This window comes from Mycolicibacterium palauense (assembly GCF_002592005.1).
Classification (GTDB): Bacteria; Actinomycetota; Actinomycetes; order Mycobacteriales; family Mycobacteriaceae; genus Mycobacterium; species Mycobacterium palauense.
Genome location: NZ_NVQF01000042.1, coordinates 12,720 through 34,948, shown reverse-complemented (window position 1 = coordinate 34,948; position 22,229 = coordinate 12,720). Strand labels below are relative to the sequence as shown.

At 63.1% G+C, this 22,229-nt stretch carries 21 protein-coding genes; 19 read left to right on the top strand and 2 right to left on the bottom strand.

All coding sequences use genetic code 11. From position 1 onward, the window contains the following. Positions 1-335: 335 nt before the first annotated feature. Both CSR00_RS17175 and CSR00_RS17170 read right to left on the bottom strand, forming a co-directional pair. A complete protein-coding gene (locus CSR00_RS17175; RefSeq protein ID WP_328514723.1) occupies positions 336-1,136 on the bottom strand; it encodes an SDR family NAD(P)-dependent oxidoreductase in 801 nt (266 codons plus the stop codon). Then, positions 1,133-1,855: a TetR/AcrR family transcriptional regulator gene (locus CSR00_RS17170; RefSeq protein ID WP_099023629.1), complete on the bottom strand. Its 723-nt coding sequence runs from the start codon at positions 1,853-1,855 to the stop codon at positions 1,133-1,135. Before CSR00_RS17170 ends, CSR00_RS17175 begins: the two co-directional genes overlap by 4 nt. Before the next feature lie 152 nt (positions 1,856-2,007). Here CSR00_RS17170 and CSR00_RS17165 point away from each other — a divergent pair, with 152 nt between their 5' ends. The 19 genes from CSR00_RS17165 to lipA all read left to right on the top strand — a co-directional run bounded on the left by CSR00_RS17165 (position 2,008) and on the right by lipA (position 21,771). Further along, the gene (locus CSR00_RS17165) at positions 2,008-2,283 is read left to right on the top strand and encodes a helix-turn-helix domain-containing protein (protein WP_281259730.1); all 276 of its coding nucleotides are present in this window, start codon (positions 2,008-2,010) and stop codon (positions 2,281-2,283) included. A 3-nt stretch (positions 2,284-2,286) separates the two neighbouring features. Continuing rightward, a complete protein-coding gene (locus CSR00_RS17160) occupies positions 2,287-3,045 on the top strand; it encodes an IclR family transcriptional regulator (RefSeq protein WP_099023627.1) in 759 nt (252 codons plus the stop codon). A gap of 192 nt (positions 3,046-3,237) precedes the next feature. Further along, positions 3,238-4,851 (top strand): AMP-binding protein, encoded by a 1,614-nt coding sequence (locus CSR00_RS17155; protein ID WP_099023626.1) that lies wholly within the window; start codon positions 3,238-3,240, stop codon positions 4,849-4,851. Beyond that, positions 4,848-6,020 (top strand): thiolase C-terminal domain-containing protein, encoded by a 1,173-nt coding sequence (locus tag CSR00_RS17150; RefSeq protein WP_176562112.1) that lies wholly within the window; start codon positions 4,848-4,850, stop codon positions 6,018-6,020. The genes CSR00_RS17155 and CSR00_RS17150 overlap by 4 nt, the downstream gene beginning before the upstream one ends. Positions 6,021-6,060: 40 nt before the next feature. Continuing rightward, positions 6,061-7,287 carry an acetyl-CoA acetyltransferase gene (locus CSR00_RS17145; RefSeq protein ID WP_099023624.1) on the top strand — a complete coding sequence of 409 codons (1,227 nt, stop codon included), beginning with the start codon at positions 6,061-6,063 and terminating at the stop codon, positions 7,285-7,287. Between the two features lie 113 nt (positions 7,288-7,400). Next, positions 7,401-8,609 (top strand): amidohydrolase family protein, encoded by a 1,209-nt coding sequence (locus CSR00_RS17140; protein ID WP_099023623.1) that lies wholly within the window; start codon positions 7,401-7,403, stop codon positions 8,607-8,609. Continuing rightward, positions 8,606-9,034: a Zn-ribbon domain-containing OB-fold protein gene (locus CSR00_RS17135; protein ID WP_245906157.1), complete on the top strand. Its 429-nt coding sequence runs from the start codon at positions 8,606-8,608 to the stop codon at positions 9,032-9,034. The genes CSR00_RS17140 and CSR00_RS17135 overlap by 4 nt, the downstream gene beginning before the upstream one ends. Before the next feature lie 90 nt (positions 9,035-9,124). After that, positions 9,125-9,553 (top strand): limonene-1,2-epoxide hydrolase family protein, encoded by a 429-nt coding sequence (locus tag CSR00_RS17130; protein WP_099023622.1) that lies wholly within the window; start codon positions 9,125-9,127, stop codon positions 9,551-9,553. Positions 9,554-9,734: 181 nt separating this feature from the next. Next, entirely contained in the window at positions 9,735-11,180 is a 1,446-nt protein-coding gene (locus CSR00_RS17125; RefSeq protein WP_099023645.1) for an aldehyde dehydrogenase family protein, read from the top strand. A 45-nt stretch (positions 11,181-11,225) separates the two neighbouring features. Then, on the top strand, positions 11,226-12,896 hold the full coding sequence (locus CSR00_RS17120) for a long-chain fatty acid--CoA ligase (protein WP_176562111.1): 1,671 nt from the start codon (positions 11,226-11,228) through the stop codon (positions 12,894-12,896). 95 nt (positions 12,897-12,991) lie between these two features. After that, on the top strand, positions 12,992-14,134 hold the full coding sequence (locus tag CSR00_RS17115; protein WP_099023620.1) for an acyl-CoA dehydrogenase family protein: 1,143 nt from the start codon (positions 12,992-12,994) through the stop codon (positions 14,132-14,134). A gap of 204 nt (positions 14,135-14,338) precedes the next feature. Beyond that, a complete protein-coding gene (locus tag CSR00_RS17110; RefSeq protein ID WP_099023619.1) occupies positions 14,339-15,550 on the top strand; it encodes an amidohydrolase family protein in 1,212 nt (403 codons plus the stop codon). A 261-nt stretch (positions 15,551-15,811) separates the two neighbouring features. Continuing rightward, positions 15,812-17,140, top strand: coding sequence for an aromatic ring-hydroxylating oxygenase subunit alpha (locus tag CSR00_RS17105; RefSeq protein ID WP_176562110.1), 1,329 nt, complete (start codon positions 15,812-15,814; stop codon positions 17,138-17,140). Beyond that, complete coding sequence (locus tag CSR00_RS31815) at positions 17,032-17,478, top strand: 2Fe-2S iron-sulfur cluster-binding protein (RefSeq protein WP_407662464.1); 447 nt, start codon at positions 17,032-17,034, stop codon at positions 17,476-17,478. The genes CSR00_RS17105 and CSR00_RS31815 overlap by 109 nt, the downstream gene beginning before the upstream one ends. 53 nt (positions 17,479-17,531) lie before the next feature. Beyond that, entirely contained in the window at positions 17,532-18,428 is an 897-nt protein-coding gene (locus CSR00_RS17095) for an SAM-dependent methyltransferase (RefSeq protein WP_176562109.1), read from the top strand. Positions 18,429-18,548: 120 nt separating this feature from the next. After that, positions 18,549-19,523, top strand: a complete 975-nt coding sequence (locus tag CSR00_RS17090) for a thiamine pyrophosphate-dependent dehydrogenase E1 component subunit alpha (RefSeq protein WP_099023616.1) — start codon at positions 18,549-18,551, stop codon at positions 19,521-19,523. 30 nt (positions 19,524-19,553) lie between these two features. Then, positions 19,554-20,579 (top strand): alpha-ketoacid dehydrogenase subunit beta, encoded by a 1,026-nt coding sequence (locus CSR00_RS17085; RefSeq protein ID WP_099023615.1) that lies wholly within the window; start codon positions 19,554-19,556, stop codon positions 20,577-20,579. 1 nt (position 20,580) lies between these two features. After that, complete coding sequence (locus tag CSR00_RS17080) at positions 20,581-20,814, top strand: biotin/lipoyl-containing protein (RefSeq protein ID WP_099023614.1); 234 nt, start codon at positions 20,581-20,583, stop codon at positions 20,812-20,814. 6 nt (positions 20,815-20,820) lie between these two features. After that, positions 20,821-21,771, top strand: coding sequence for a lipoyl synthase (gene lipA / locus CSR00_RS17075; protein WP_099023613.1), 951 nt, complete (start codon positions 20,821-20,823; stop codon positions 21,769-21,771). Positions 21,772-22,229 lie beyond the last annotated feature (458 nt).

Here is a 22,229-nt window from a genome sequence, read left to right as displayed (position 1 = left end):
CTCTCCGTAACCACGACAACAAGTTCGCAGACTGTCGCCATACCGACCTGCTGCTCATCGAGTTCCCTTTCCGCTCGCCTGGGTGTGGATTTTCAAATCGTCGTTGCTGGAGGGGATCAGCGATGTGCGCGACCGCCGCCCGCTGGTAGGTTGCCATTGCAGATTTCCGAACGAACCAGCGGACATCATGAGAGCCTTCTGAGCCGTGCCATCGGTCGACAAGGTTCTGTGTGTCAGACCCCCACAACACACCAATTCAATTGCGCGACGTGCTCAGCTGCAATCCAGTGAACTTCAGATAGTGACTGGTAGACGGCGGCTGGACCGCGCGCTGCCTAGCGCGCGGTCCAGCCGCCGTCTACCGCGAGGACCTGACCGGTGATGAACGAACCGGCGCCGCTGGCCAGCAGAAGCAAAGCACCGCAAAGCTCCCCGGCACGGCCGGCACGCGCCATCGGAGTATTTCGTCGGATGTAGGCCCCGCCGGCTTCATCGTCGAGTAGCTCGGTGGTGAGTTCGCTGGGAAAGAAGCCTGGCGCCAGAGCATTGACGCGTACGTTATAGCGGGCCCACTGGACGGCCAACTCTCGAGTGAGATTGATCAGCCCGCCCTTTGATGCGCAGTATGCCGCCTGCCGATTCGGCGCCGCGGCAACCATGCCGAGAATTGATGCGACGTTGATGATGCTGCCGTGGCCACGCTGGATCATCTGCCGCCCAACCAGCTGTGTAAGCCGGAATGCGCCAACCAGGTTCACACCCATTACGTACTGGAAATCAGACAGGGACTCTTCTTCGGCGCGTGCCGGGATGCTGGTGCCGGCGTTGTTCACCAGCACGTCAACCGGGCCGACCCGCTGTTCCAGTTCGCGGTGGGCGGCCTCGACAGAGGCGGGGTCTGCGACATCGCATGCGACTGCCGTAAGCCCCTCATGGGCGGCGCATAACGCGGCCAGACGGTCAGCGCGGCGTGCGGCCACGACGACCTCGGCTCCGGCGGAGCGCAGAGCGAGTGCAAACTGGACCCCTAGACCGCTTGACGCGCCCGTCACCAACGCGGTCTGGCCGGTGAGGTCGAACATCTGATTGGGAGCCGGTGCCGTCGCGTATTCACCCGGTATGGCGTCGGTGGTCACTGCTCGGCCGCCTTCTCCGACGCGACGATATCGACCCAGGCCTGGATCGGCAGTCCCGCCAGGGCAACGCCCGGCTCCCCGGGTGAGGTTGCGAGGGCGGCGCGGCCCATGATCAGTGCTCGTGTGGCACACGCGGCATTGTCTGCGGCGATGGCGAGAGCGTCGGGGGCGTCGCTGAAGGTGCCGGCAGGTAGGAAGGCGGCGTAACCGTGCGCGACAGCGGCGGAACTGACCGCCAGACTGCTGGCCTGCGCCGGGGTCATGCCGGGAATCTCGAATGCGGGGAGGAGGAACGCCTCCACCAGGGGGCGCACAGGTTGGGTGAGCTTGGCGTTGCCGCCGACGAAGACCTCTTTGGTGTAGAGCACCTCGAACAGCGGGGGATGTTGCGCCGCAAATTCCACGTAAGCTCGGGCGGCGCGGACAAGCTGTTCGACGGGGTCCGTGGCGTCCCCGACGACTTGCGCTATGTGGTCGACGAGGATCTGACACCCGCGAATCGCGATCTCGGTCAGCAGGTCTTCCCGGTCAGCGAAGTGCCGATAGGGCGCACCCGGGCTCACGTTCAGTCGCCGGCAGGCCTCGGAGATCGAAAAGGTGGCTACGCCGTCGCGGTCGATGAGCTCGATCGCGATGTCGATCAGAGCGTCACGGAGATTCCCATGGTGGTACGAGGTCCGTTTCGTTTCGCCACCGCGCACGGTGTCATGCCTGGTCACCCGGCAATGTTAACGGGTATTACATTGCCTTGGCAAGCCCGGGTGGTCTGCATTCTGGCGGGTGTCTTGCGTCACATGTGAAAGGTACTTACACTGACTCGCTGCAGGCAATGTGAGAGCCCATTACATTTTGGGCGGAGCCGGAGGTTGCGGTGGTCAGTCAAGAGAAATCACTCGTTCGCTCACTACAGCGCGGATTGCAGATCATCAACGTCGTAGCCGGCGAGGGCCCGTTGCACGCCAAGCGGATCGCCCGGGTGGTGACGCTGCCACTCCCCACGGCCTACCACCTCCTGCGCACGCTGGTGCATGACGGCTACCTGGTACGACTCGATGACGGCACGTATGTGCTGGGAGACCGGTTCCGCGTCGAGCTGTCGGAGATCCAGGGCGGGCGCCGATCCGAGTGCGTGCCGGGACGCGGCTGACTCGTGTTGGACCCCACGGCGACGGCGCCGACCTTGATCCAAAGTCTCCAGCGTGGCATGCACCTTGTCGCGATAGTGACCGAGCGAGGGCCCCAGACGGCGCGCGCCCTCAGCGACATGACCGGAATCGTTCTTCCGACGACCTACCACCTGCTGCGTACGTTGGTGCATGAGGGTTACCTGCAGCGCGACGATGAGGGTCGCTACCGGCTTGGCGATCAGTTGACATTTGTCACCCAACTCGAATGCCGGGCACGTAGTCTGCGTCGAATCCGCGAAGAGGTGACTGAACTCGCCGCTGAGGCGCGCGTCAGTGTGAGTGTCGGGGTGCTGTGCGGCGATGAGATCGTGATCTCGCAGTTCGCCCCGAACACGTGCACCCCGCGGTTCGATTGTTGGCCGGGCATGGTCATCCCGGGCCACGCCACGGCCATCGGGAAGTGCATCCTCGCGCGAATGCAACCGCAGCAACGTCGCAACTACCTGTCAGCACATCCCCTCGACGCCATCACGTCGCAGACGGTGTCGATGGAGTGGCGTCTGGAGGACGAACTCACCCAGCCCGGTCCGATGTACAGCGATCAGCAATATCAGTATGGCATCTCCTGCTCCGCAACCACTTTGGACGCAGACGGAAGCCTGTCAGCGCTGGGCGCAGCTTACGGGTCCGATCACGCCCATCGGCGCCGGGACCGGATCGACGCCCTTCTTGTCGGTGCTGCCGAACGAATATCGGATGCGATCAACCTGGCGGCGACGTAGCGGGTCTTTCAAGAGTTGGGTGCCCAGTGTGGAATGGATCGTCATCTGAAAACCAGTGGCTTCTCACCGCAGCCGAGCTGCAGTGCACTGATGTGAGTCACCCGTGCTGCCGACGGCAGAAAAGCGTTGCCTCATCAGCCGGTGACCGGGATACGAGTTCCAGCGCGGCACAATCCAAGGCAAGCAATCGTAATGAGAGACAACAAAATCAAATCTGAAACATCGATAGTCGGCCTACTCCGGAAGTGTGTCGAAGAGCATCCCGAAGCCATTTTCGTGGATCTCGCCGGCGACACCTACAGCTATGCGCAGGTCTGGCAGCGTTCATGTGACTTCGCTGGGATGCTGCGCGCTCGCGGCGTCGGTGCGGGACAGGCCGTCGTGAGTCTGCAGGACACACAGGTCGACGCGATCGCCTCGTGGTTCGGCGTCAACATGCTCGGCGCCATCTGGGTCGGGACCAACACCGCGTTGCGGGGCGAATTCCTGCGCCACGTCGTGGCCGATACCGGTGCTCGCGTGGTCATAGCCGAGGCAGATCTGGTCGACCGGTTGACTGCGATAGCCGGACAGCTTCCTGATGTGGAGTGTGTTCTCCAACGGGGACCGGGAGGATCCGAAACGAACGCGCACCTTAGCGTCGAACGTCTCGGCGAGATGGCTTCAGATACAACGTTCCAGCCGCGTATCGGTACCGCTGACGACCTCACGTGTCTGACCTACACCGGTGGTACGACCGGTCCATCGAAGGGCTGCATGATCAGCAACGGATATGCCATCAACATCGCACGGCGTGGACTTGCTCAGACGGGGCGAACCGGGGATGAGCTCAACTGGAGTCCGCTACCGATGTTTCACCTCAACGTCCTCGCGATGACGCTGATCGGGACGATGCTGGTGGGCGGGAGCGCTGCGCTTGCCAAGCGCTTCTCGGCATCACGGTTCTGGCCCGAGATCGAACGTACCGGCGCACGGGTCGTCAACCTGATCGGGGGGTTGCCGGCGATCATCGCCCAGCAGCCGGACAGCCCGGCGATGTCGCGATGCTTCGGCCAGATCCGCATGGTGCACGCCGTGCCCTTTCCCGGGGCATTGCAGGATGTCTGGCGCAACCGATTCGGTGTGAAGGTCCCGGGATCCAAAGGCTATGGCATGACCGAGGTCTTTCCCATCACCTATCAGGGGCCCGACGAACAGTCACCGGCGGAGTCAGCGGGCCGGATCAATAGCGACGACCTCGAGGTACGCATCGTAGACGAGCGAGACGACGATGTGGCGCCTGGACAGGTGGGTGAGGTCGTCTGTCGGCCAAGGCGATCCAATGTGATGTTCCAGGGCTACTGGCGTCGGCCCCAAGCCATGGTCGATTCCTGCAAGAACCTGTGGTTCCACACCGGAGATCTGGGCAGGATCAACGATGCCGGTTACTTCTACTTCGCCGACCGCAAGCACGACTACCTCCGGCGCCGCGGCGAGAACATCTCAAGCCAGGAGCTCGAGATCACCTACATGACGCACCCGGACATCGTTGGAGTGGCGGTGCACGCCATCCCCTCCGAACTCACCGAGGACGATGTGAAAGTCACCGCTGTGTTGAGGACAGGCGCAGAGCTCACGCCGGGAGCTCTGTTCGAATGGTCGAAGGAACGCGTGCCCTACTTCGCGCTGCCCCGCTATATCGAGTTCCGCGACGAGTTACCAACCAGCCCGCTGGGTAGGGTGCACAAATATCTGCTCCGCGAGCAGGGCTGCACGGGGAGTACCTGGGACCGTGAGATCGCCGGGGTTTCCTGGGAGCGACGGTGACCCGCGATCGGTGCGCCGTGGTCGGCGTGGGTAACACCGATTACAGCTTCAACTCGGGAAGGTCCGCTCTAACCCTGGCGGCCCAGGCCAGTATGGCTGCTCTGACCGATGCGGGTCTTGAGGCCGCAGACATCGACGGCATCGTCCGGTGCGAGATGGACGAGGTGTTGCACGCCGACCTCGCCGCCACGCTGGGGATGCCGAACGTGGGGTTCTGGGCGGCGGGTAGCTGGGCAGGGGCAGCGCCCTGCGGGATGGTGGGCCTGGCGGTCAACGCGATCTGCTCCGGCCAGGCGACCAACGTGCTGGTGTTCCGATCGCTTAATGGGCGTTCCGGCCGTCGGTTCGGCCGGGAATGGTCCAGCGGGCAGTCCGTAGGCGGCAACGGCAGTTACCTGGAGTTCCTGGCACCTTACGGGCTGCAATCGCCCGGAATGGCCTACGCGCTCTTCGCGCGCAAACACATGATCGACTACGGCACCACCAGCGAACAACTCGGCCACATCGCGGTGACGTGCCATAGCCGCGCCAACCAGAACCCCACGGCACAACGATATGGTCATCCGCTCACCATGGAGGGCTACCTCGAATCCAGGATGATCGCTGATCCGCTGCGCCGCTTCGACTTCTGCCTGGAGACTGACGGTGCAGCGGCCGTGATCGTGTCCGCGGCCGAGCGTGCGCGCGACGGCGCGACGAGCCCCATTCTGATACGCGCGGTGGCGCAAGGCGATGAATCGGTTCCACGCCACGGCGGACTGTGGGGCAACCTGCTGACCGGACCGCTCACAAACGCCAGCAGCGCCCTGGCCCGCCGGTTGTACAGCCTAGCCGGAATGGGGCCGGAGGAGATCGACGTCGCCCAGTTCTACGACTGCTTCACCATCACCGTTCTGATGCAACTCGAGGACTACGGGTTCTGCGCACGGGGTGAGGGCGGCCCGTTCGCTGCTAGTGGCGCGCTGGACCTCGATGGCGCCCTGCCCATCAACACCTCGGGCGGCAACCTCGCGGACGGCTACATCCATGGCCTGAGCCACATCGTCGAGGGCGTCCGACAGCTCCGGGGCCAATCGACCGCACCGGTGGACAACTCCGCCACCTGCCTGGTGACCTCCGGGATGCCCGGTCCGGGGTCGAGCGCGCTGATCCTGCGCACCGATAGTTGACCAGTGCTTCAGTGCCGAATCTTGGGAGAGGAGAACCACAATGAGCGACACGGTGTACATTCTCGGTGGCTGGCAGTCGGACTTCGCGCAGAAAGCACCTGACGCGCAGTTCTTCCCGTTGCTGCAAGCCGCCACCGAAGGGGCCCTCGACGATGCCCGTGTCGAAGCCGACGACATCGACGTGATCCACGTCGGGAACTTCGCCGGGGAGATGTTCACCGGACAGGGGCAGCTAGGTGGCATGGTGGTCGCAGTCGACCAGGGCCTGGTGGCCAAGCCCGCCTCCCGTCACGAGGCAGCGTGCGCCTCCGGCAGCATGGCAGTGCTGGCCGCGATGGCGGACCTCGAAAGTGGCCGGTACGGCTGCGCCCTGGTAGTCGGCGCCGAGGTCCTGCGCAACGTCGGCGGGAAGGAAGCCGGCCTACGGTTGGGAAGCGCGGCGTGGATCGGCAGGGAGATCGTCGATGAACCTTTTCCGTGGCCGGCGATGTTCGGCCGCATCGGCGAGGAATATGAGCGGCGCTACGGACTCGATCACGCCCACCTCGGCCGCATCGCCGAAATCAACATCACCAATGCGCGTCAAAACCCGCGGGCCCAAACTCGTGACTGGGAACTCCCCCCGGAGTCGTTCTACGAAGACGACGAGCGGAACCCGATCGTGGCGGGACCACTTCGCCGGCACGACTGCAGCCGGATCACCGACGGCTCGGCCGCGGTGGTCCTGGCCACCGCCGACTTCACCGAAAGCTGGGCCCGCGAACGCGGCATGAACCTGCACGAGGTACCACGCATCCTCGGCTGGGGACACCGGACCGGGACGATGCTGCTGGAGGACAAGTTGGCGGCCAGCAGGGGGGCCGAATACGTCTTCCCGCACATGCGGCAGGCGATCCTCGACGCCTACCGCAGGTCACGCTGCCACGGGCCAAACGAACTTGATGCGATCGAAACCCACGACTGCTTCTCGATCTCGGAGTACGCGGCCATCGACCATTTCGGTATCACACCGCCCGGAAAGTCCTGGCAGGCCATCGACGACGGGATCATCGAGATGGGCGGAGCGATTCCGATCAACCCCAGCGGCGGCCTGCTCGGGCTCGGACACCCTGTCGGGGCGACAGGAGTCCGGATGATTCTCGACGGGGCCAGGCAGGTCACCGGACGCGCCGGCGGCTATCAGGTGGCCGACGCCAAGCGTGTCGGTCTGCTGAACATCGGTGGATCGGCGACGACGGTCGCAAGCTTCGTTGTGGGTCGCACGTAGCACGCAGCGGTCTCATCATCTGAATATCGCTGCGTTGTGCCGATCGATGGTCGGCGGGAATCGTTGTTGTAGAGAAACCATTTCGCCGAGCATCGCTACAACTTGGAGTAAACATGGGCGCCCCCTTGATTATTGACACCGACACCCACATCACCGAGCCCCCCGATCTATGGACCAGCAGGATGTCGAAGAGCCGGTGGGGCAAACTCATCCCCGAGGTCAAGTGGATCGAGGAGAAGCAGGGCGAGTACTGGTGCATGAACGACCAGCCGGTGTTCACAGTCGGCACGTGCATCATGGTGCCGGGGGAGGATGGCAAGCCCGTCCGGTCTCCACGTTTCCCCGACTACGCTGACCGGTTCTCGACGATGCATCCGTCGGCCTTCGACGCCAAGGCGCGCCTTGAGGTCATGGATGCTTACGGAATACAGGCGGCTGCGGTCTTCCCCAACCTGGGGTTCGTCGGGCCCAATATCTTCGCGGCAGCCGGTGCAGATGCACTGGAGTTCCAGACCGCCGCGCTGCAGGCCTACAACGACTTCCTGCTGGACTGGAGTTCCGTCGCACCCGACCGGCTGCTCTCCCTGGCGCTGATCCCGTACTGGGATGTCGACGCGGCAGTGGCCGAGATCGAGCGGTGCGCCGCAGCCGGGCACAAGGGTCTGGTGTCGACCGGCAAGCCCCATGAGCACGGATACAAGCTGCTCGCCGACCGCGCCTGGGACCCGATGTGGGCGGCAGCCCAAGACGCCAACCTGTCCATCAGTTTCCACGTGGGCGGTGGCAATCTGAGCAGGCACCTCAACGATGAACGCACCGCGGTTGAAGGCTGGCGCGCCACCCTGGCGCGGCTGACGACGGCGTTCTTCCTGGAGAGCGGGATCACTCTGGCCGATCTGTTGATGTCCGGCGTGCTGGCGCGCTTTCCCAGGCTGCGGTTTGTCTCTGTGGAAAGCGCCGTCGGGTGGATTCCGTTTCTGCTGGAATCGCTGGACTTCCACTACAAGAAGTACGAACCCTGGCTGGAACGCCCCGAGTTCGCCGGAAGCGACATGCTGCCCAGCGACTACTTTCACCGGCAGGTTTACGCAAACTACTGGTTCGAAGACCTCAAGCCGTGGCACATCGAGGCCATCGGAGAGGACAACCTGATGTTCGAAACGGACTACCCGCATCAGACCTGCTTGGACAAGCAGGAGATCGAGTTCTCCATCAACGAGGGACTCAAGGGCGTCGGCGAGACCACCAAGGAGAAGATCCTGTGGCGTAACGCGGCATCGCTGTTCAACATGGACATCGCCAAGCTCGAGAAGCTCACGTGACGGTGGGCACAGCCGCGGTGCCGCTGCCGGTTACCAGTGACCCCGACACGGCGGGGTTCTGGATGGCGGCGCAAGACCATCAGGTCGCCGTATGTGCTTGTGCGAAGTGCGGTGCGGTACTCCATCTTCCCCGCTCCTATTGCCCGGGCTGCCGATCCTGGACCGTGGAGTGGAAGCGGGTGTCGCCCAGCGGCCACCTGGTGTCTTGGACGGTCGCCGAACATCAGGTACACCCAGCCTTTCCGGTGCCCTACACCGTGGTCCTGGTGGCACTGGACGACGCTCCCGGTGTGCGTTTCGCGGGGTGCCTGCCGGGCCGTCCCGACCTGCAGGCGGGCATGGCGATGCGCGCCGACTTCCAGTCTCAGCAAGGCAGCGTCACTTTGGTGAACTGGGTGCCGCAGGACTCACCGCGCACTATCTGAACTTGTGGCGGGTTCCGCCGAGCTAACCACGCCAAATAGGCTCAATACTGCTTGAAAGCAACGACATTCAACACTATAGGAGTACACGACATGAGCAATGAGGCCGTCGTCCGCGCGTTCCTCAAAGGAATGGAGCAACCTATCTCGAAGGTGCCGGAGCATCTCCGGAACTCCATGACAGAAGACGCCGTGTGGGGAAACTCGGGCTTTCCACCCTGTGTGGGAATCGAGGACATCATGTCCAAGCACGAGATGAGCGCGCAGGTGTTCGGGGACTATGTGCTCACCGCAGAAATCCTCAACGCCGCCGAGGGGCCGGGCAATGTGGTGTTCACCGAGCGCATCGATGTGGGCCGAACAGGGGCGGGCGAGCATATTCTCACCGTGCCGGTGGTAGGGGTTTTCGAGGTGCGCGACGGCAAGATATCGCGGTGGACAGACTACTTCGATCCGCGTGGGCTCCTGGAGAACCTGGCGAAGTTGCCCGATATCGAGGCGTTCTTCACTGGCAAGAAGTAGCCGATCTCAAGGTACTCGACCCCGTTCGGCGGAGCTGTCGCACCGCGGCAGCTCCGCTGGACGCCGATCTCCGCACCGCGCACCGCATTGTGCTCCGTTCGCTACCGATTGGGATACTTATGCAGCAGAACGAAACTAGGACTGAGACACGTTGGGGCGTGGTCGATCTGAATGGACGATGATGGCGGGCATGCTGATTGACGGAGCTCTTCGCGGTGGATTGAAGGGTCGAACGTACCCGAATGTCAATCCCGCTACCGCGCAATGCATCGGCGAGGCACCTGACGCCGATCGCACGGACGTCGACGAAGCCATCGGTGCCGCGCGGCGTTCCTTCGACGAGTCGTCGTGGTCACGCGACCACCACTTCCGGGCGCACTGCCTGCGTCAGCTGCACGAGGCGCTGTGCACTGAACAGGAACTCCTTCGCGACGTCCTCGTGCGGGAGGCGGGTGTCCCTATCGCGCTCACCCACTCGATCTGGCTCGACACCATTCTCGATTCGGTCTCCTACTGGGCGGAGCTCGCCACCAACTATCCGTACGAGACGCAGATCGCCGCCAGAGACACCCTTGCCGCAGTGACGTCGCATCGGACCGTTGTTCGCGAGCCGGTGGGCGTCGTCGCGGCGATCACTCCCTGGAACTACCCGCTGCCACTGAATATCTTCAAGGTGGCGGCGGCCGTGGCTGCAGGGTGCACCGTCGTGCTCAAGCCGGCACCAGACACTCCCTGGTGCGGTACAGAGTTCGGCCGGATCATCGCGGAGCGCACCGATATCCCCCCGGGCGTCGTCAACGTCATCACTGCAGCGGATCCGCTGATCGGAGAAGCGCTCGTAAAGGACCCCCGAGTCGACATGATCACCTTCACCGGCTCCACCGCAGTCGGCAAGCGCATCATGGCCGGAGCAGCCGACCACCTCACGCGGGTATGCCTGGAGCTCGGCGGGAAGTCTGCGAACATCGTTCTGGACGACGCGGATCTGCCCGCACTGGCCGCGGACTTCGCCGGCGTGTGTGCACACGCCGGTCAGGGATGCGCACTGACCACCCGGTTGCTGCTGCCGCGGCGTCGCTACGACGAGGGTGTCGCCGTCGCGCGGGCAGCATTCGAACAGCTCAGCTGCGGCGACCCGACGGATCCGGCGGTGGTGGTGGGGCCGGTGATCAACGCACGCCAACGTGAGCGAATCCTTGCCATGATCGAGGCCGGCAAGCGGGAAGCGCGGCTCCTCGTCGGAGGAGGCGTCCCCGATTCGCCCGCAGTCGGCTACTACGTCGAACCCACCCTGTTCTGCGATGTCGACCCGAACGCGGTGATCGCGCAAGAGGAGATCTTCGGTCCGGTTCTGTCGGTCATCCCTTATGAGGATGACGACGAGGCAGTGCGGATCGCCAACAGCAGCATCTACGGCCTGTCGGCAGCCGTGCACAGTGCCGACGCGGAGCGCGCCATGTCCATCGCGCGCAGACTGCGCACTGGCACCGTGGGTGTCAATGGCGGTGTGTGGCTGGCTGCGGACACCCCGTTCGGGGGTTACAAGCAGAGTGGGCTGGGCCGTGAACTCGGACACGACGGATTCGCAGAGTTCCTGGAGACCAAATCCATTGCGCTGCCCGCTTAATGTCGGACCAGCGTTCTGTCGGAAAGGATTGTCGTGCAAGGATTAATGCAGAACCGCCCCCTTGCAATACCGCACATCTTCCATCGGGCGGAACGGCATTTCGGCCACAAGAAGGTCGTCACCGGCACTGCTGCAGGGACGGTATCGGAGTCCACGGTCGCCGACGTGTGTGCCGAAGTGCGGCGGCTGGCGACGGTGTTCGATGACCTGCGTATCGGTCAGGGATCTCGGGTAGCGACCTTCTGCTGGAATACCCGGCAGCATCTGGCGCTCTACCTGGCCGCACCGTGCACTGGTCGGGTACTGCATACCGTAAACGTTCGGCTGTTCGCCGATCAGATCGTGTTCATCGTCAACCATGCGCGCGACGAGGTCGTGTTCGTCGACCGCTCACTGATCGCCGTGCTTTGGCCGCTCGCGGAACAGATGCCGGACGTGAGATACTTCGTCGTCATCGACGACGGATCAGATGACGAGGTTCCGGACCATCCTGGCGTGCTGCGCTATGAACAGCTGCTCGACGACAGTGTGCCCTATGAGGGGGCCTTCGAGATCGACGATGAAAATGCCGCTGCGGCGATGTGCTACACGTCCGGAACGACGGGACATCCTAAGGGCGTGGTGTATTCGCACCGCTCCATCCTGCTGCACTCCGTGACGGCATTGACGGCGGATGTACTGGGGCTCTGTGAGCGTGATGTAGTGATGCCGATCGTGCCGATGTTCCACGTCAACTCGTGGGGACTGCCCTACGCGGCTCTTCTCACCGGGGCAAGTCTTGTGCTGCCCGGACCGAACTCGAGCCCCAGATCACTGCTCGGGCTGCTCGCCGATCACCGGGTCACCGTGGCAGCTGCGGTTCCCACGATCTGGATGGGGGCCGCCCCCCTTCTCGAAGAGTACGACCTCACGATGCTGCGCCTCGTCCTCAGCGGCGGGTCCGCCGCTCCAAAGTCCCTCTTGCAGACCTACCGGCAGGCCCTTGGCTTGCCGCTGACCCAGGCGTGGGGCATGACCGAGACCAGCCCCCTTGCCACGGTGTCCTATATCCGTAGCCACCACGACGACCTCAGCGCCGAGGAGAGGATCGAAGTGCTGGCTCGGCAGGGCCTGCCCATACCCCTCGTTGAGCTGCGCTTGGTGGATCCGGACACGGGCGCAGAAGCGCCCTGGGACGCCAGCAGCAGCGGAGAGGTGCAAGCTGCCGGCCCTTGGATCGCAAGCTCGTACTACCACAGCGCGGATCACAGTTCCTCGTTCACCGATGACGGTTGGCTGCGGACCGGTGACGTCGGTGTGTGTGACCAGTACGGCTCCCTGCTTCTGGTCGACCGGACCAAGGATCTTGTGAAATCCGGCGGCGAGTGGATCAGCTCGGTGGAGCTGGAGAACGAAATCATGGCTCATCCCAAGGTCTCCGAAGCTGCGGTGATCGCCATCCGCCATGAGCGGTGGGTCGAACGGCCACTGGCATGCGTGGTTGTCAAAGCGGGAGAGTCGTTGACTGTCGATGAGATCATCGAGCATCTCAAACCTCGCGTAGCCAAATGGTGGCTGCCCGACGCCGTCGAATTCATCGATGCCGTGCCCAAAACAAGCGTCGGGAAGTTCAGTAAGAAGACACTGCGGTCACGGTTCGAGCACTATCGATTTCCCGGCGATAATCAAGCGCCGAATGACGTCGGCGGAGAATGCCGAGAGCCCGCGGGCACCTAACCCTAGGAACACACCGATCACAACGGTGCTGAGCATGCCCGTGCGCCGGCCTAACGGCCTCGCATTCCGTTGCCGCCGCTTCGAAAAGGAAACCGTTGAAAAGAAACATCTTCGAGATCGAACATGAACAGCTGCGCGAAACCGCCAAGCAGTTTGTCGCCCGTGAAGTGGCACCGAACGCCGAGACGTGGGAAAGGGCGGGCATCGTCGACCGGTCCGCCTACTTGGCGGCAGGTCGTTACGGTCTTGTCGGTTTCAACATGCCCGAGGAATACGGTGGGGGAGGATCCGACGACTTCCGGTTCAACGCGGTCGTCGTCGAGGAGCTGGCCAGGTTCGGCTTCCTCACCCCCGCGTTGAGCGTGCACAATGACATCGTCGGCCCTTATCTGAAGGACCTCTCGACGCCCGATCAGAAGCAACGATGGTTACCGGGCTATGCAACCGGAGAATTGATTGGGGCCATCGCGATGAGCGAGCCCGGGGCTGGCAGCGACTTGGCCGGGATCCGGACGACCGCAGTGCGCGCTGGTGACGATTGGATTCTGAACGGGTCAAAAACATTCATCTCAGCCGGCATAAACAGTGACCTCGTCATCGTCGTCGCGCGCACCGATCCCGGCGCCGGGCACAAGGGATTCACGCTACTGGTCGTGGAACGAGGTATGCCCGGTTTCGAACGGGGCCGCAAACTGGACAAGATGGGCCAGCCCGCACAGGACACTGCCGAACTGCACTTCGACGATGTTCGGGTGCCCGCCACCAACGTGCTCGGCGAGGTCAATCGGGGTTTCTACCATTTGATGGCAAACCTGCCGGCTGAGCGGCTGTCGATTGCCATCGCCGCGGTGGCCGGGGCGCGGGAAACATTCGATCAGACACTTCAATACGCCAAGGATCGTCGTGCGTTCGGTCAGAGTATCGGTAGTTTTCAGCACAACCGATTCGTGCTCGCCGAACTCGACACAGAACTGGATATCGCCGAGCAGTACGTGGACCGCTGCCTGAGAGCAGTGTTGGACAGGCAGTTCACGGCGGTCGATGCTGCCAAAGCCAAGTGGTGGTGTACCGAACTGGCCAAGCGCGTCGTCGATGCGTGCCTCCAGCTCCACGGCGGATACGGCTACATGAACGAGTACAAGGTTGCCAAGGACTACGTCGACATGCGCATCCAGACCATTTACGGCGGGACCACCGAGATCATGAAGGATCTCATCGGGCGGAGCATCGGGTTGTGAGGCCAGATTCACGGTGCCCGAAAACTGCACTGCTGAAGGCAGAAACGGCGCGTCAAAGTCACGAAACGCGGCGAGCGCGGAACAGCAGGCCTAAATCGCGCTATCTGAACTCTCGCCCGTTTTGAACACACCTGCGCGCAGCTAGCTTGACAACAGCAGCCAACAATCCCGGCTACCCGGCGCAAGCGACACCTGGAGGGCATCGTGATCTTCGACTTCGATCAGCACCTATTCGAGTATCCGAACATGTGGATGGATCATTGCGATCCCGACAAAAAGGATCTCGCCCTGGAGATGACTCGGGACGAACTCGGCTATCCATGGCTGTGGTCCAGGGCGACGAACCAGCTCATGTTCATCTACGCCAAGACCGTCCCAGAGGACGGCTTCGTGTCGTTCTTCGGGCCGTGGCAGAACTGGAAGGACAGAAAGCCGGCCGAGATCGACTATGTCGTCGATATGCCAGCGGCTTGCACTGAGCCCAAGGCTCGGGTCGAGCAACTGGATGAACTCGGAATCGACAAGACGATCCTACTCCCGCACTTCGGCGCAGTGTGGGGGCGATACGTCTACGACCGTCTGGATATCATCCGGGCCAACCTGACCGCTTGGAACCGGTGGGCGGTCGCCGTCCGGCAGGAGGGCGGGGGACGTCTGGAGCCGTCGGGACATGTCACATTACGGGGCGGCAACCTGGACTGGCTGGAGAACGAACTGGCTTACCTGGGCAAGAACGGTATCAAGTCCGCATTCGTGTCGTACGGCCTCGTGGACGGACGTCGGATGTCACATCCAGACCACGACCGAGCGTGGCGGGCGTTCGTGGACAACGGTATTGTCCCCGTCTTCCATATTCAGGATGCCGACGTGCGCGCCAGCGGTCTGGAAGAGGGCTGGTTTGTCGACGCCGGCGACCCCTTGTTCACCGCGCTCGACATGACCTTCTCCCACCTGGGCGTCCAAGTCGCGGCCGCAGACTTGATCCTCAACGGCGTGTTTGACAGGTTTCCTTCACTGAAGTTCGCCACGGTCGAGCTGACCGCTGGGTGGATCGCTCCGCTGATCGGCGCCAGCGAAGGTATCCCCGGCAGCACGGGCAACGTGGTCAACGGCCCGGGCCTGGACATATCCTACGGTTACGAGGCGATCGCGCGAAGGCACACGGTGCAGCTCAAGCGCCAGCCGAGCGAGTACCTGCTGGACCATTTTCGCAGCACGGTAAATCCGATGGAGCCCATCACGGCCTACTTCGACACCGCGTTCGGTAAGAACCTGATGTTCGGTAGCGATTGGCCGCACAGTGAGGGCTGGAATAAGCCGTTGACGACATTCCGCGCAAGTATGAATGGGGTCGCTCCCGAACAAGATGCCAAGTTTTTCGGTGGTACTGCGGCAGAACTGCTGGGCGTTTCCTGACAGCAGAACTCGATCCCGAGTCGGCGCGATGATGTCGATCGGCGGTCGGTGGCCCTCGGGTGCCGGAAATGTGAGATGGTCATTGCCCACGAGCGTCGCGGCGGGTGATCCATGAGTGACCGCACGCGCATCGCGGTCACATATATGAAACCCACTTATTTGCAGCAGGATCCGTGCAGGGGTGCACTGGGTATCGACCCACCTTCGAGCTGTCGCATTCTGGCGGCGGGCAACGGTAATCCAACGAGGAGGACAGATTCGATGACATCAACCGCACAGCCGAGGATGCGCAACGACGAGTACCGCAGCAAGGGAGCAGAACTCGGGATCAGGGATCGATACATTTCAGCCGACTTCGCCGGTCTGGAAGCCGAGAAACTGTGGACCCGGGTTTGGCAGGTCGCCTGCCGCGTCGAAGAGGTCGAGAAGCCCGGCGATTTCTGCGAATACGAAATCGGCGACCAGTCGATCCTGATCGTTCGCAGTACTGACGGTCAGATCAAGGCGCTCCACAATGCCTGTCAACACCGAGGGATGAGGTTGAAGGAGGGCAGAGGAACGTGCTCGGAAATCCGTTGTCGCTCCCACTCGTGGTGCTGGAACCTCGACGGCTCGCTGAAAGAGGTCACTGACCCCCACGACTTCGACTCGAAGGCCGTCGCACCGGACGGACTGCATCTTCCCGAGTGCAAGGTCGAGACATGGGCCGGCTTCGTCTTCATCAACATGGATCCGGGGGCTATCCCGCTGGACCAATATCTGGGCCCCGTACGCGCACACGTCGAGCACTACGGGATCGACAAGATGGTGTGCACGCGCTTGCGCACCACCGTCATCGACGCGAACTGGAAACTCTGCCATGAGGCGTTCATCGAGACCTATCACGCGGTGGGCACCCATCCGCAGGCACTGCAGTACCTCGACGACACCGGGATGATCTACGAGCAGCACGGTGACCATGGGATGCACCGGATCAAGCCGGGCAACATGGGTAAGCCCAGCGCACGGCTCGGTGAGGGTGCCGGAGACCGGGAGGAAGTCCTGATGGCGCTGATGGCCGACCTCGCTGAGGCCGACTACTACAACGAAGAGGACGTGTCACTGGCAAACTCACTTCTGGACACACTGAAGTCGTTGCCCGAGGACGTCACCATGGGTACATTTTTCGCGAGCATCCGGCGACAGCAGGCCGAGGCAGAAGGGATTGACCTCAATCCCTATGACGACTCGGAGCTTCTTGCCGGCGAGCTGTGGAATGTTTTTCCCAACTTCACGATTCCCTGCAATGCCGGGAACGCACTGATCCTCAGGATGCGGCCGAACGGACTCAACCATGAGCAGTGCCTCTTCGACGTGTACTACCTCAAATTGCTTCCCGAGGGTGCTGAGCGTCCACCGATGGAAACCGAGTTCTACGAGGATTGGCGGGACACCAAGGCGTGGGGCACGGTTCTGACCCAGGACTTCACGAATCTGCCCGTGTGGCAGCGCGGCGTGCACTCCCGCGGCTACCGAGGCCCGGTCTGGGGCCGGCCGGATGGGAATGTCAGCAATCTGCACAGGGCGATTTCGGACTACTTGTCGCGGTGATCGGGCGCGCGGAACGTGCAGCGAGGCAGAGCGTCTCGGTGGTGATCGAACCGGTCGGGCTAGTGCTGGAGGTGGCGGCCGACGAGACGGTGATGGGAGCCGCGGAGCGACGCGGCTACCGATGGCCGACGCTCTGCCATGGTGAAGGTACTTGCTCCGTTTGCTGGGCCGAGGTTCTATCGGGTGGTCAGAACCTCTCGGCGATGCGAGACAAGGAGCGGAACACGCTCGAGTTGCTGTCGCCCCACCTGCGCGCACGCCGACAGGTTCGGCTCGCTTGCCAGGCACGGGTTCACGGAGACGTTGCGGTACGAAAGCCCGGTGTGCGGCCCGCGTAGCCACACCCGCGGCGGGTTCACCATCGGCTGCACTGCCTGCGGAAAGGAGAAAGTTGGTACACAACGATCAGGAGGGCTGGGACCCGGCAGCCGGTGTCGGTCTCACCGCTACTGAGGCGGCCGCCGCACGGGCCGTGGCGGGCCGAAGGAATGAGCCACTGGTCAGCGATCCCTTCGCCGAGCCCCTGGTGCACGCTGTCGGTGTCGAGTTCCTCACCCGCCTCGCTCAACAGAGCGGTATGGACGATGAATCCGGCTTCGCCATACCGCGGATGGTGGACTGGGTCGCCGCGCGCAGCCGGTTCTTCGACGATTACTTCATCACCGGTCAAGCGGCCGGCGTCCGGCAAGCGGTGATCCTGGGAGCCGGACTGGACTCGCGAGCCTACCGGCTGCCGTGGTTGAGCGGCGTAACCGTGTACGAAGTCGATCGGCAAGGGGTCGTCGAGTTCAAGAACCGGGCGATGCTCCGACTACGGGTGGAGCCGCGAGTAGACCGGCGTACCGTCGGAGTCGATCTGCGCGGTGACTGGACCTCGCCACTCCGCCGGCGTGGCCTCGATCCGACCCGGCCCACAATGTGGTGTGCTGAAGGGCTATTGCCCTATCTGCCTGCGACCGTTCAGATGCGGATACTGGACGAGGTCGCCGCGCTCAGCTCACGGGGAAGTAGGTTTGCCGCGGATGTGGTCGAGGACGTGGGCCAAATCGCCGCCCGGGTGGCGACGGTACGGGGCGAGAACAACCCGGTTTCCGCGAGTCGGGTTGATTCTGCCGCGACAGGCCCCATGCGGCCTAGCAGCGCGGCAGCCCAGCGCCTGCGTTCGCATGGCTGGAGCTCACTGAAACAAACCGCGGCAGAACTCTTCGCCATGTACGCACTCGCCCCGTTGGATGAGGGCGAATCGCTGTACCGGCAGATAACGGTGGTGACCGCGGCCTCGGCATGAGGGCGAGCGCCGACAGTGCTGTGCTGCATGCCCTGCCAGCCATTTGAAATCACCGGGTTTGCGGCTGCGTGGGGCCATCCCGAATCTGAAAGAAGACACAATCCAAAGGAGAGCCAGATCATGGACGAGGCGGTACGACTCGAGCTCTATCGGATGATGCATTTGATCCGTACGTACGAGGAGGCGATCCTCCGCGAGTATCACGCTGACAAGAAACCCAGCTTTGATATCGCAAAGGGCCAGATCCCCGGTGAGATGCACCTGTGCACGGGCCAGGAACCCGTTCCAGCCGGCTTCGGTCCGCACCTGCGTCGCGACGACGCAGTGACGGGACCGCACCGTCCACACGGTTGGGCGCTGGCCAAGGGAGTCGACCTCGAGAGGATGACGGCCGAGATCTTCGGCCGTGTCGACGGCCTGGGTAGGGGCCGCGGCGGCCACATGCACCTCTTCGATGAAGAGACACATTTCTCCTGCTCGGGCATCATTGCCGAGGGACTGCCGACCGCCGTCGGTATGGCGCTCGCATTCAAACGAGAGGGCGCAGGCCGCGTCGCGATCGCGGTGACCGGTGAAGGTGCGGCCAACCAGGGCGCGTTCCACGAATCACTCAACCTGGCAGCGTTGTGGAAACTACCGGTCGTATTCATCATCGAGGACAACGGCTGGGGTGTCTCGGTGCCCAAGACACAGTCCACCTGTGTGGACTCCAACGCCGATCGTGCGGTGGCATACGGGATCCCGGGTGTGCTGGTCAAGGACAACGATGTGGAGGCGATCCACGCGGCCGCCGGAGAGGCCATCGCCCGGGCCCGCAATGGCGAGGGACCAACCCTGATCGAAGCAGAGACACTGCGGTTGTGGGGCCACTTCGAAGGCGATCCGCAGGTCTACCGTCCCGACTTGGAGGGGGTCGCTGCCCTCGACCCCATACCGGCGTACGAACGCACCCTGCGTGACGCCCTGATTCTGACCGATGACGTCGTCAACGACATCACCGACTGGGCGGTCAACCGTGTGGAGGGTGCAATCGCGTTCGCCAAGAGTTCTCCCGAGCCCGAACCAACCACCGCGCTCGACTATCAATTCGCCTAGATCCCGGCCACCCCGTACAGGAAGTCGATCATGACCACTACCGAACGCTCGACCCGAAAGCTCACCGTCTCGAAGGCAATAGCCGAGGCCATCGCCTCCGAGATGGAACGTGACCCGACCGTGTTCGCCTTGGGCGAGGACATCGGCAAATACGGCGGTGTCTTCGGACAGACCACCGGACTGCTGGACCGTTTCGGTCCGGAGAGGATCATCGACACCCCCATTTCAGAGACTGGATTCATCGGGGCGGCCGTCGGGGCGGCGATCGAGGGTCTTCGTCCGATTGCGGAGCTGATGTTCGTTGATTTCTTCGGCGTCTGTATGGATCAGATCTACAACCACATGGCGAAGATCCACTTCTTCTCCGGTGGCAACGTGCGGGTCCCGATGGTGCTGACCACGGCGGTCGGCGGCGGCTACTCCGACGGCGGACAGCACTCACAATGCCTGTGGGGCACCTTCGCCCACCTGCCGGGAATGAAGGTCGTCGTCCCGAGCTCACCTGCGGATGCCAAAGGCATGATGATCGCGGCGATCCGTGACGACAACCCGGTGGTGTACATGTTCCACAAGGGCATCATGGGCCTGTCCTGGATGTCGAAGACCACCCGAGCCCTCGGTCCGGTGCCCCGCGAGTCATATGAGACGCCCCTGGGCAAAGCCAATGTCGTCCGACCGGGACGTGACGTCTCCATCGTCACATTGTCGTTGTCCGTGCACCACGCCCTCGACGTGGCCGATGAGTTGGCCAACGACGGAATCGATTGCGAAGTCGTCGATCTACGCAGCCTTGTACCCCTGGACACCCAGACTGTCCTTGAGTCGGTCAGCAAGACCGGAAGGTTGCTGGTCGTCGACGAGGACTACGAGTCGTTCGGGCTCTCCGGAGAGATCATCAGCCGGATCAGCGAACGCGACCCGTCGTTGTTCAAGGCACCCCCGGTACGGGTCTGTGTCCCGGACGGTTCGCTGCCGTATGCACGGTCCCTGGAGATGGCCGTATTGCCTACACCTGAGCGCATCCGCGCCGCGATCATCGAGATGCTGAGGAAATAACATGGCCGAGGTTCTGTTCCCTGCGATGTCCGAGAACGATCCAGACGCCGAAGGGGTGGTCTCGACGTGGTTCGTCACCGACGGTGATGAGGTAGCCGAGGGCGACCTGATTGCCGAAGTCGCCGTCGACAAGGCCGATATGGAGATCGTCGCACCCGAATCGGGCACGATCACGCTGCTGGTGGCCGAAGATCAGGGCATCACCCAGAACAGTCCGATCGCGAAGATCACCTAGGCGGCAATGACTGTCTCTCGTAACTCCGATGTCGGTGGCGCCGCGGCTCCCGAAGGCAGGAAGTTGTTGCGTCTGGAGGTGCGCAACGCCCGAACACCGATCGAGCGCAAACCACCCTGGATCAGAACCCGGGTACGGATGGGCCCGAACTACGGTGAGCTGAAGGCGCTCGTGCGGCAGGAGGGCCTGCACACGGTGTGCGAGGAGGCGGGCTGCCCGAACATCTATGAATGTTGGGAGGACCGCGAGGCCACGTTCCTGATCGGGGGGCAGCAGTGCACCCGGCGTTGTGACTTCTGTCAGATCGACACCGGCCGGCCCGCCGAGGTGGACCGCGACGAGCCCCGCCGGGTGGCGCGGAGCGTGGCCTCGATGGGGTTGCGTTACGCCACGGTCACCGGGGTGGCCCGCGACGACCTACCCGACGGCGGGGCATGGTTGTACGCCGAAACGGTACGTGCGATCCATCGGCTCAACCCCGGCACCGGGGTGGAGCTATTGATCCCCGACTTCAATGGCAGGCCCGACCTGCTGGCCACGGTGGTCGCAACACGCCCACAGGTGTTGGCGCACAACGTTGAGACGGTGCCCCGAATCTTCAGACGGATCCGCCCGGGCTTTGACTATCAGCGAAGCCTGTCGGTCCTCACCGCCGCCCGCGAGGAAGGCCTGGTGACCAAGAGCAACCTGATACTGGGTCTCGGCGAGACGCCCGGGGAGGTGCGCGCCACGCTTGCTGATCTGCGGCAGGCGGGCTGTGACATCGTCACCATTACCCAGTATCTGCGTCCCACGCCCAGGCACCATCCGGTGTCACGTTGGGTCGATCCGGAGGAGTTCCGCGAGCACGGGACCTACGCTGAGGAGCTTGGCTTTGCCGCGGTGCTGTCGGGACCGCTGGTGCGCTCCTCTTACCAGGCCGGCCGGCTCTACGCGCAGGCGCGGCCGTCGACGTGACCGCGTCGGCTCGCCCGGCAATTGGAAACGCGACCCGGTCTTCAGTCCGACACCACGACACCTAATCTAATCCCCGAGCCGCCGCGGGCGGATTGTCGGCTCCGGTCGAATCGTGAGCAGGTTCTTCCGCGGACTGTCCTGCTCAGTTTTCGACCGGAACCGACACGGATGCCGTCGGGGAGAGAGCCGACGTGTTGCTGGCGGTGACCTGAGCCTCCCCGTGGCCTCTTTGGTGCCGTTGGGCACTCGGAATTCACCGCGAAGTAGCCAGGATCAACGGCGTCAACCTCAACAGCGTCAACCTCAACAGCGGTAGCGGAGAGTAGTCATGGGCTGCTGCCACCAGCGCCGCTCACCATCTGAAATCTGAGGCATCGTCGCTTTGCTCGCAGCCGTGCTGAACTCGGCTCCACGATGAGATCAGATCGAATCAATTCGACCAACGGGGTTGCCCGGCA

Coding starts and splice junctions, on each gene's coding strand:
- CSR00_RS17155 (WP_099023626.1), top strand. CDS start 3,238: ATGAGAGACAACAAAATCAAATCTGAAACATCGATAGTCGGCCTACTC.
- CSR00_RS17145 (WP_099023624.1), top strand. CDS start 6,061: ATGAGCGACACGGTGTACATTCTCGGTGGCTGGCAGTCGGACTTCGCG.
- CSR00_RS17140 (WP_099023623.1), top strand. CDS start 7,401: ATGGGCGCCCCCTTGATTATTGACACCGACACCCACATCACCGAGCCC.
- CSR00_RS17130 (WP_099023622.1), top strand. CDS start 9,125: ATGAGCAATGAGGCCGTCGTCCGCGCGTTCCTCAAAGGAATGGAGCAA.
- CSR00_RS17125 (WP_099023645.1), top strand. CDS start 9,735: ATGGCGGGCATGCTGATTGACGGAGCTCTTCGCGGTGGATTGAAGGGT.
- CSR00_RS17120 (WP_176562111.1), top strand. CDS start 11,226: ATGCAGAACCGCCCCCTTGCAATACCGCACATCTTCCATCGGGCGGAA.
- CSR00_RS17105 (WP_176562110.1), top strand. CDS start 15,812: ATGACATCAACCGCACAGCCGAGGATGCGCAACGACGAGTACCGCAGC.
- CSR00_RS17090 (WP_099023616.1), top strand. CDS start 18,549: ATGGACGAGGCGGTACGACTCGAGCTCTATCGGATGATGCATTTGATC.
- CSR00_RS17085 (WP_099023615.1), top strand. CDS start 19,554: ATGACCACTACCGAACGCTCGACCCGAAAGCTCACCGTCTCGAAGGCA.
- CSR00_RS17080 (WP_099023614.1), top strand. CDS start 20,581: ATGGCCGAGGTTCTGTTCCCTGCGATGTCCGAGAACGATCCAGACGCC.
- lipA (WP_099023613.1), top strand. CDS start 20,821: ATGACTGTCTCTCGTAACTCCGATGTCGGTGGCGCCGCGGCTCCCGAA.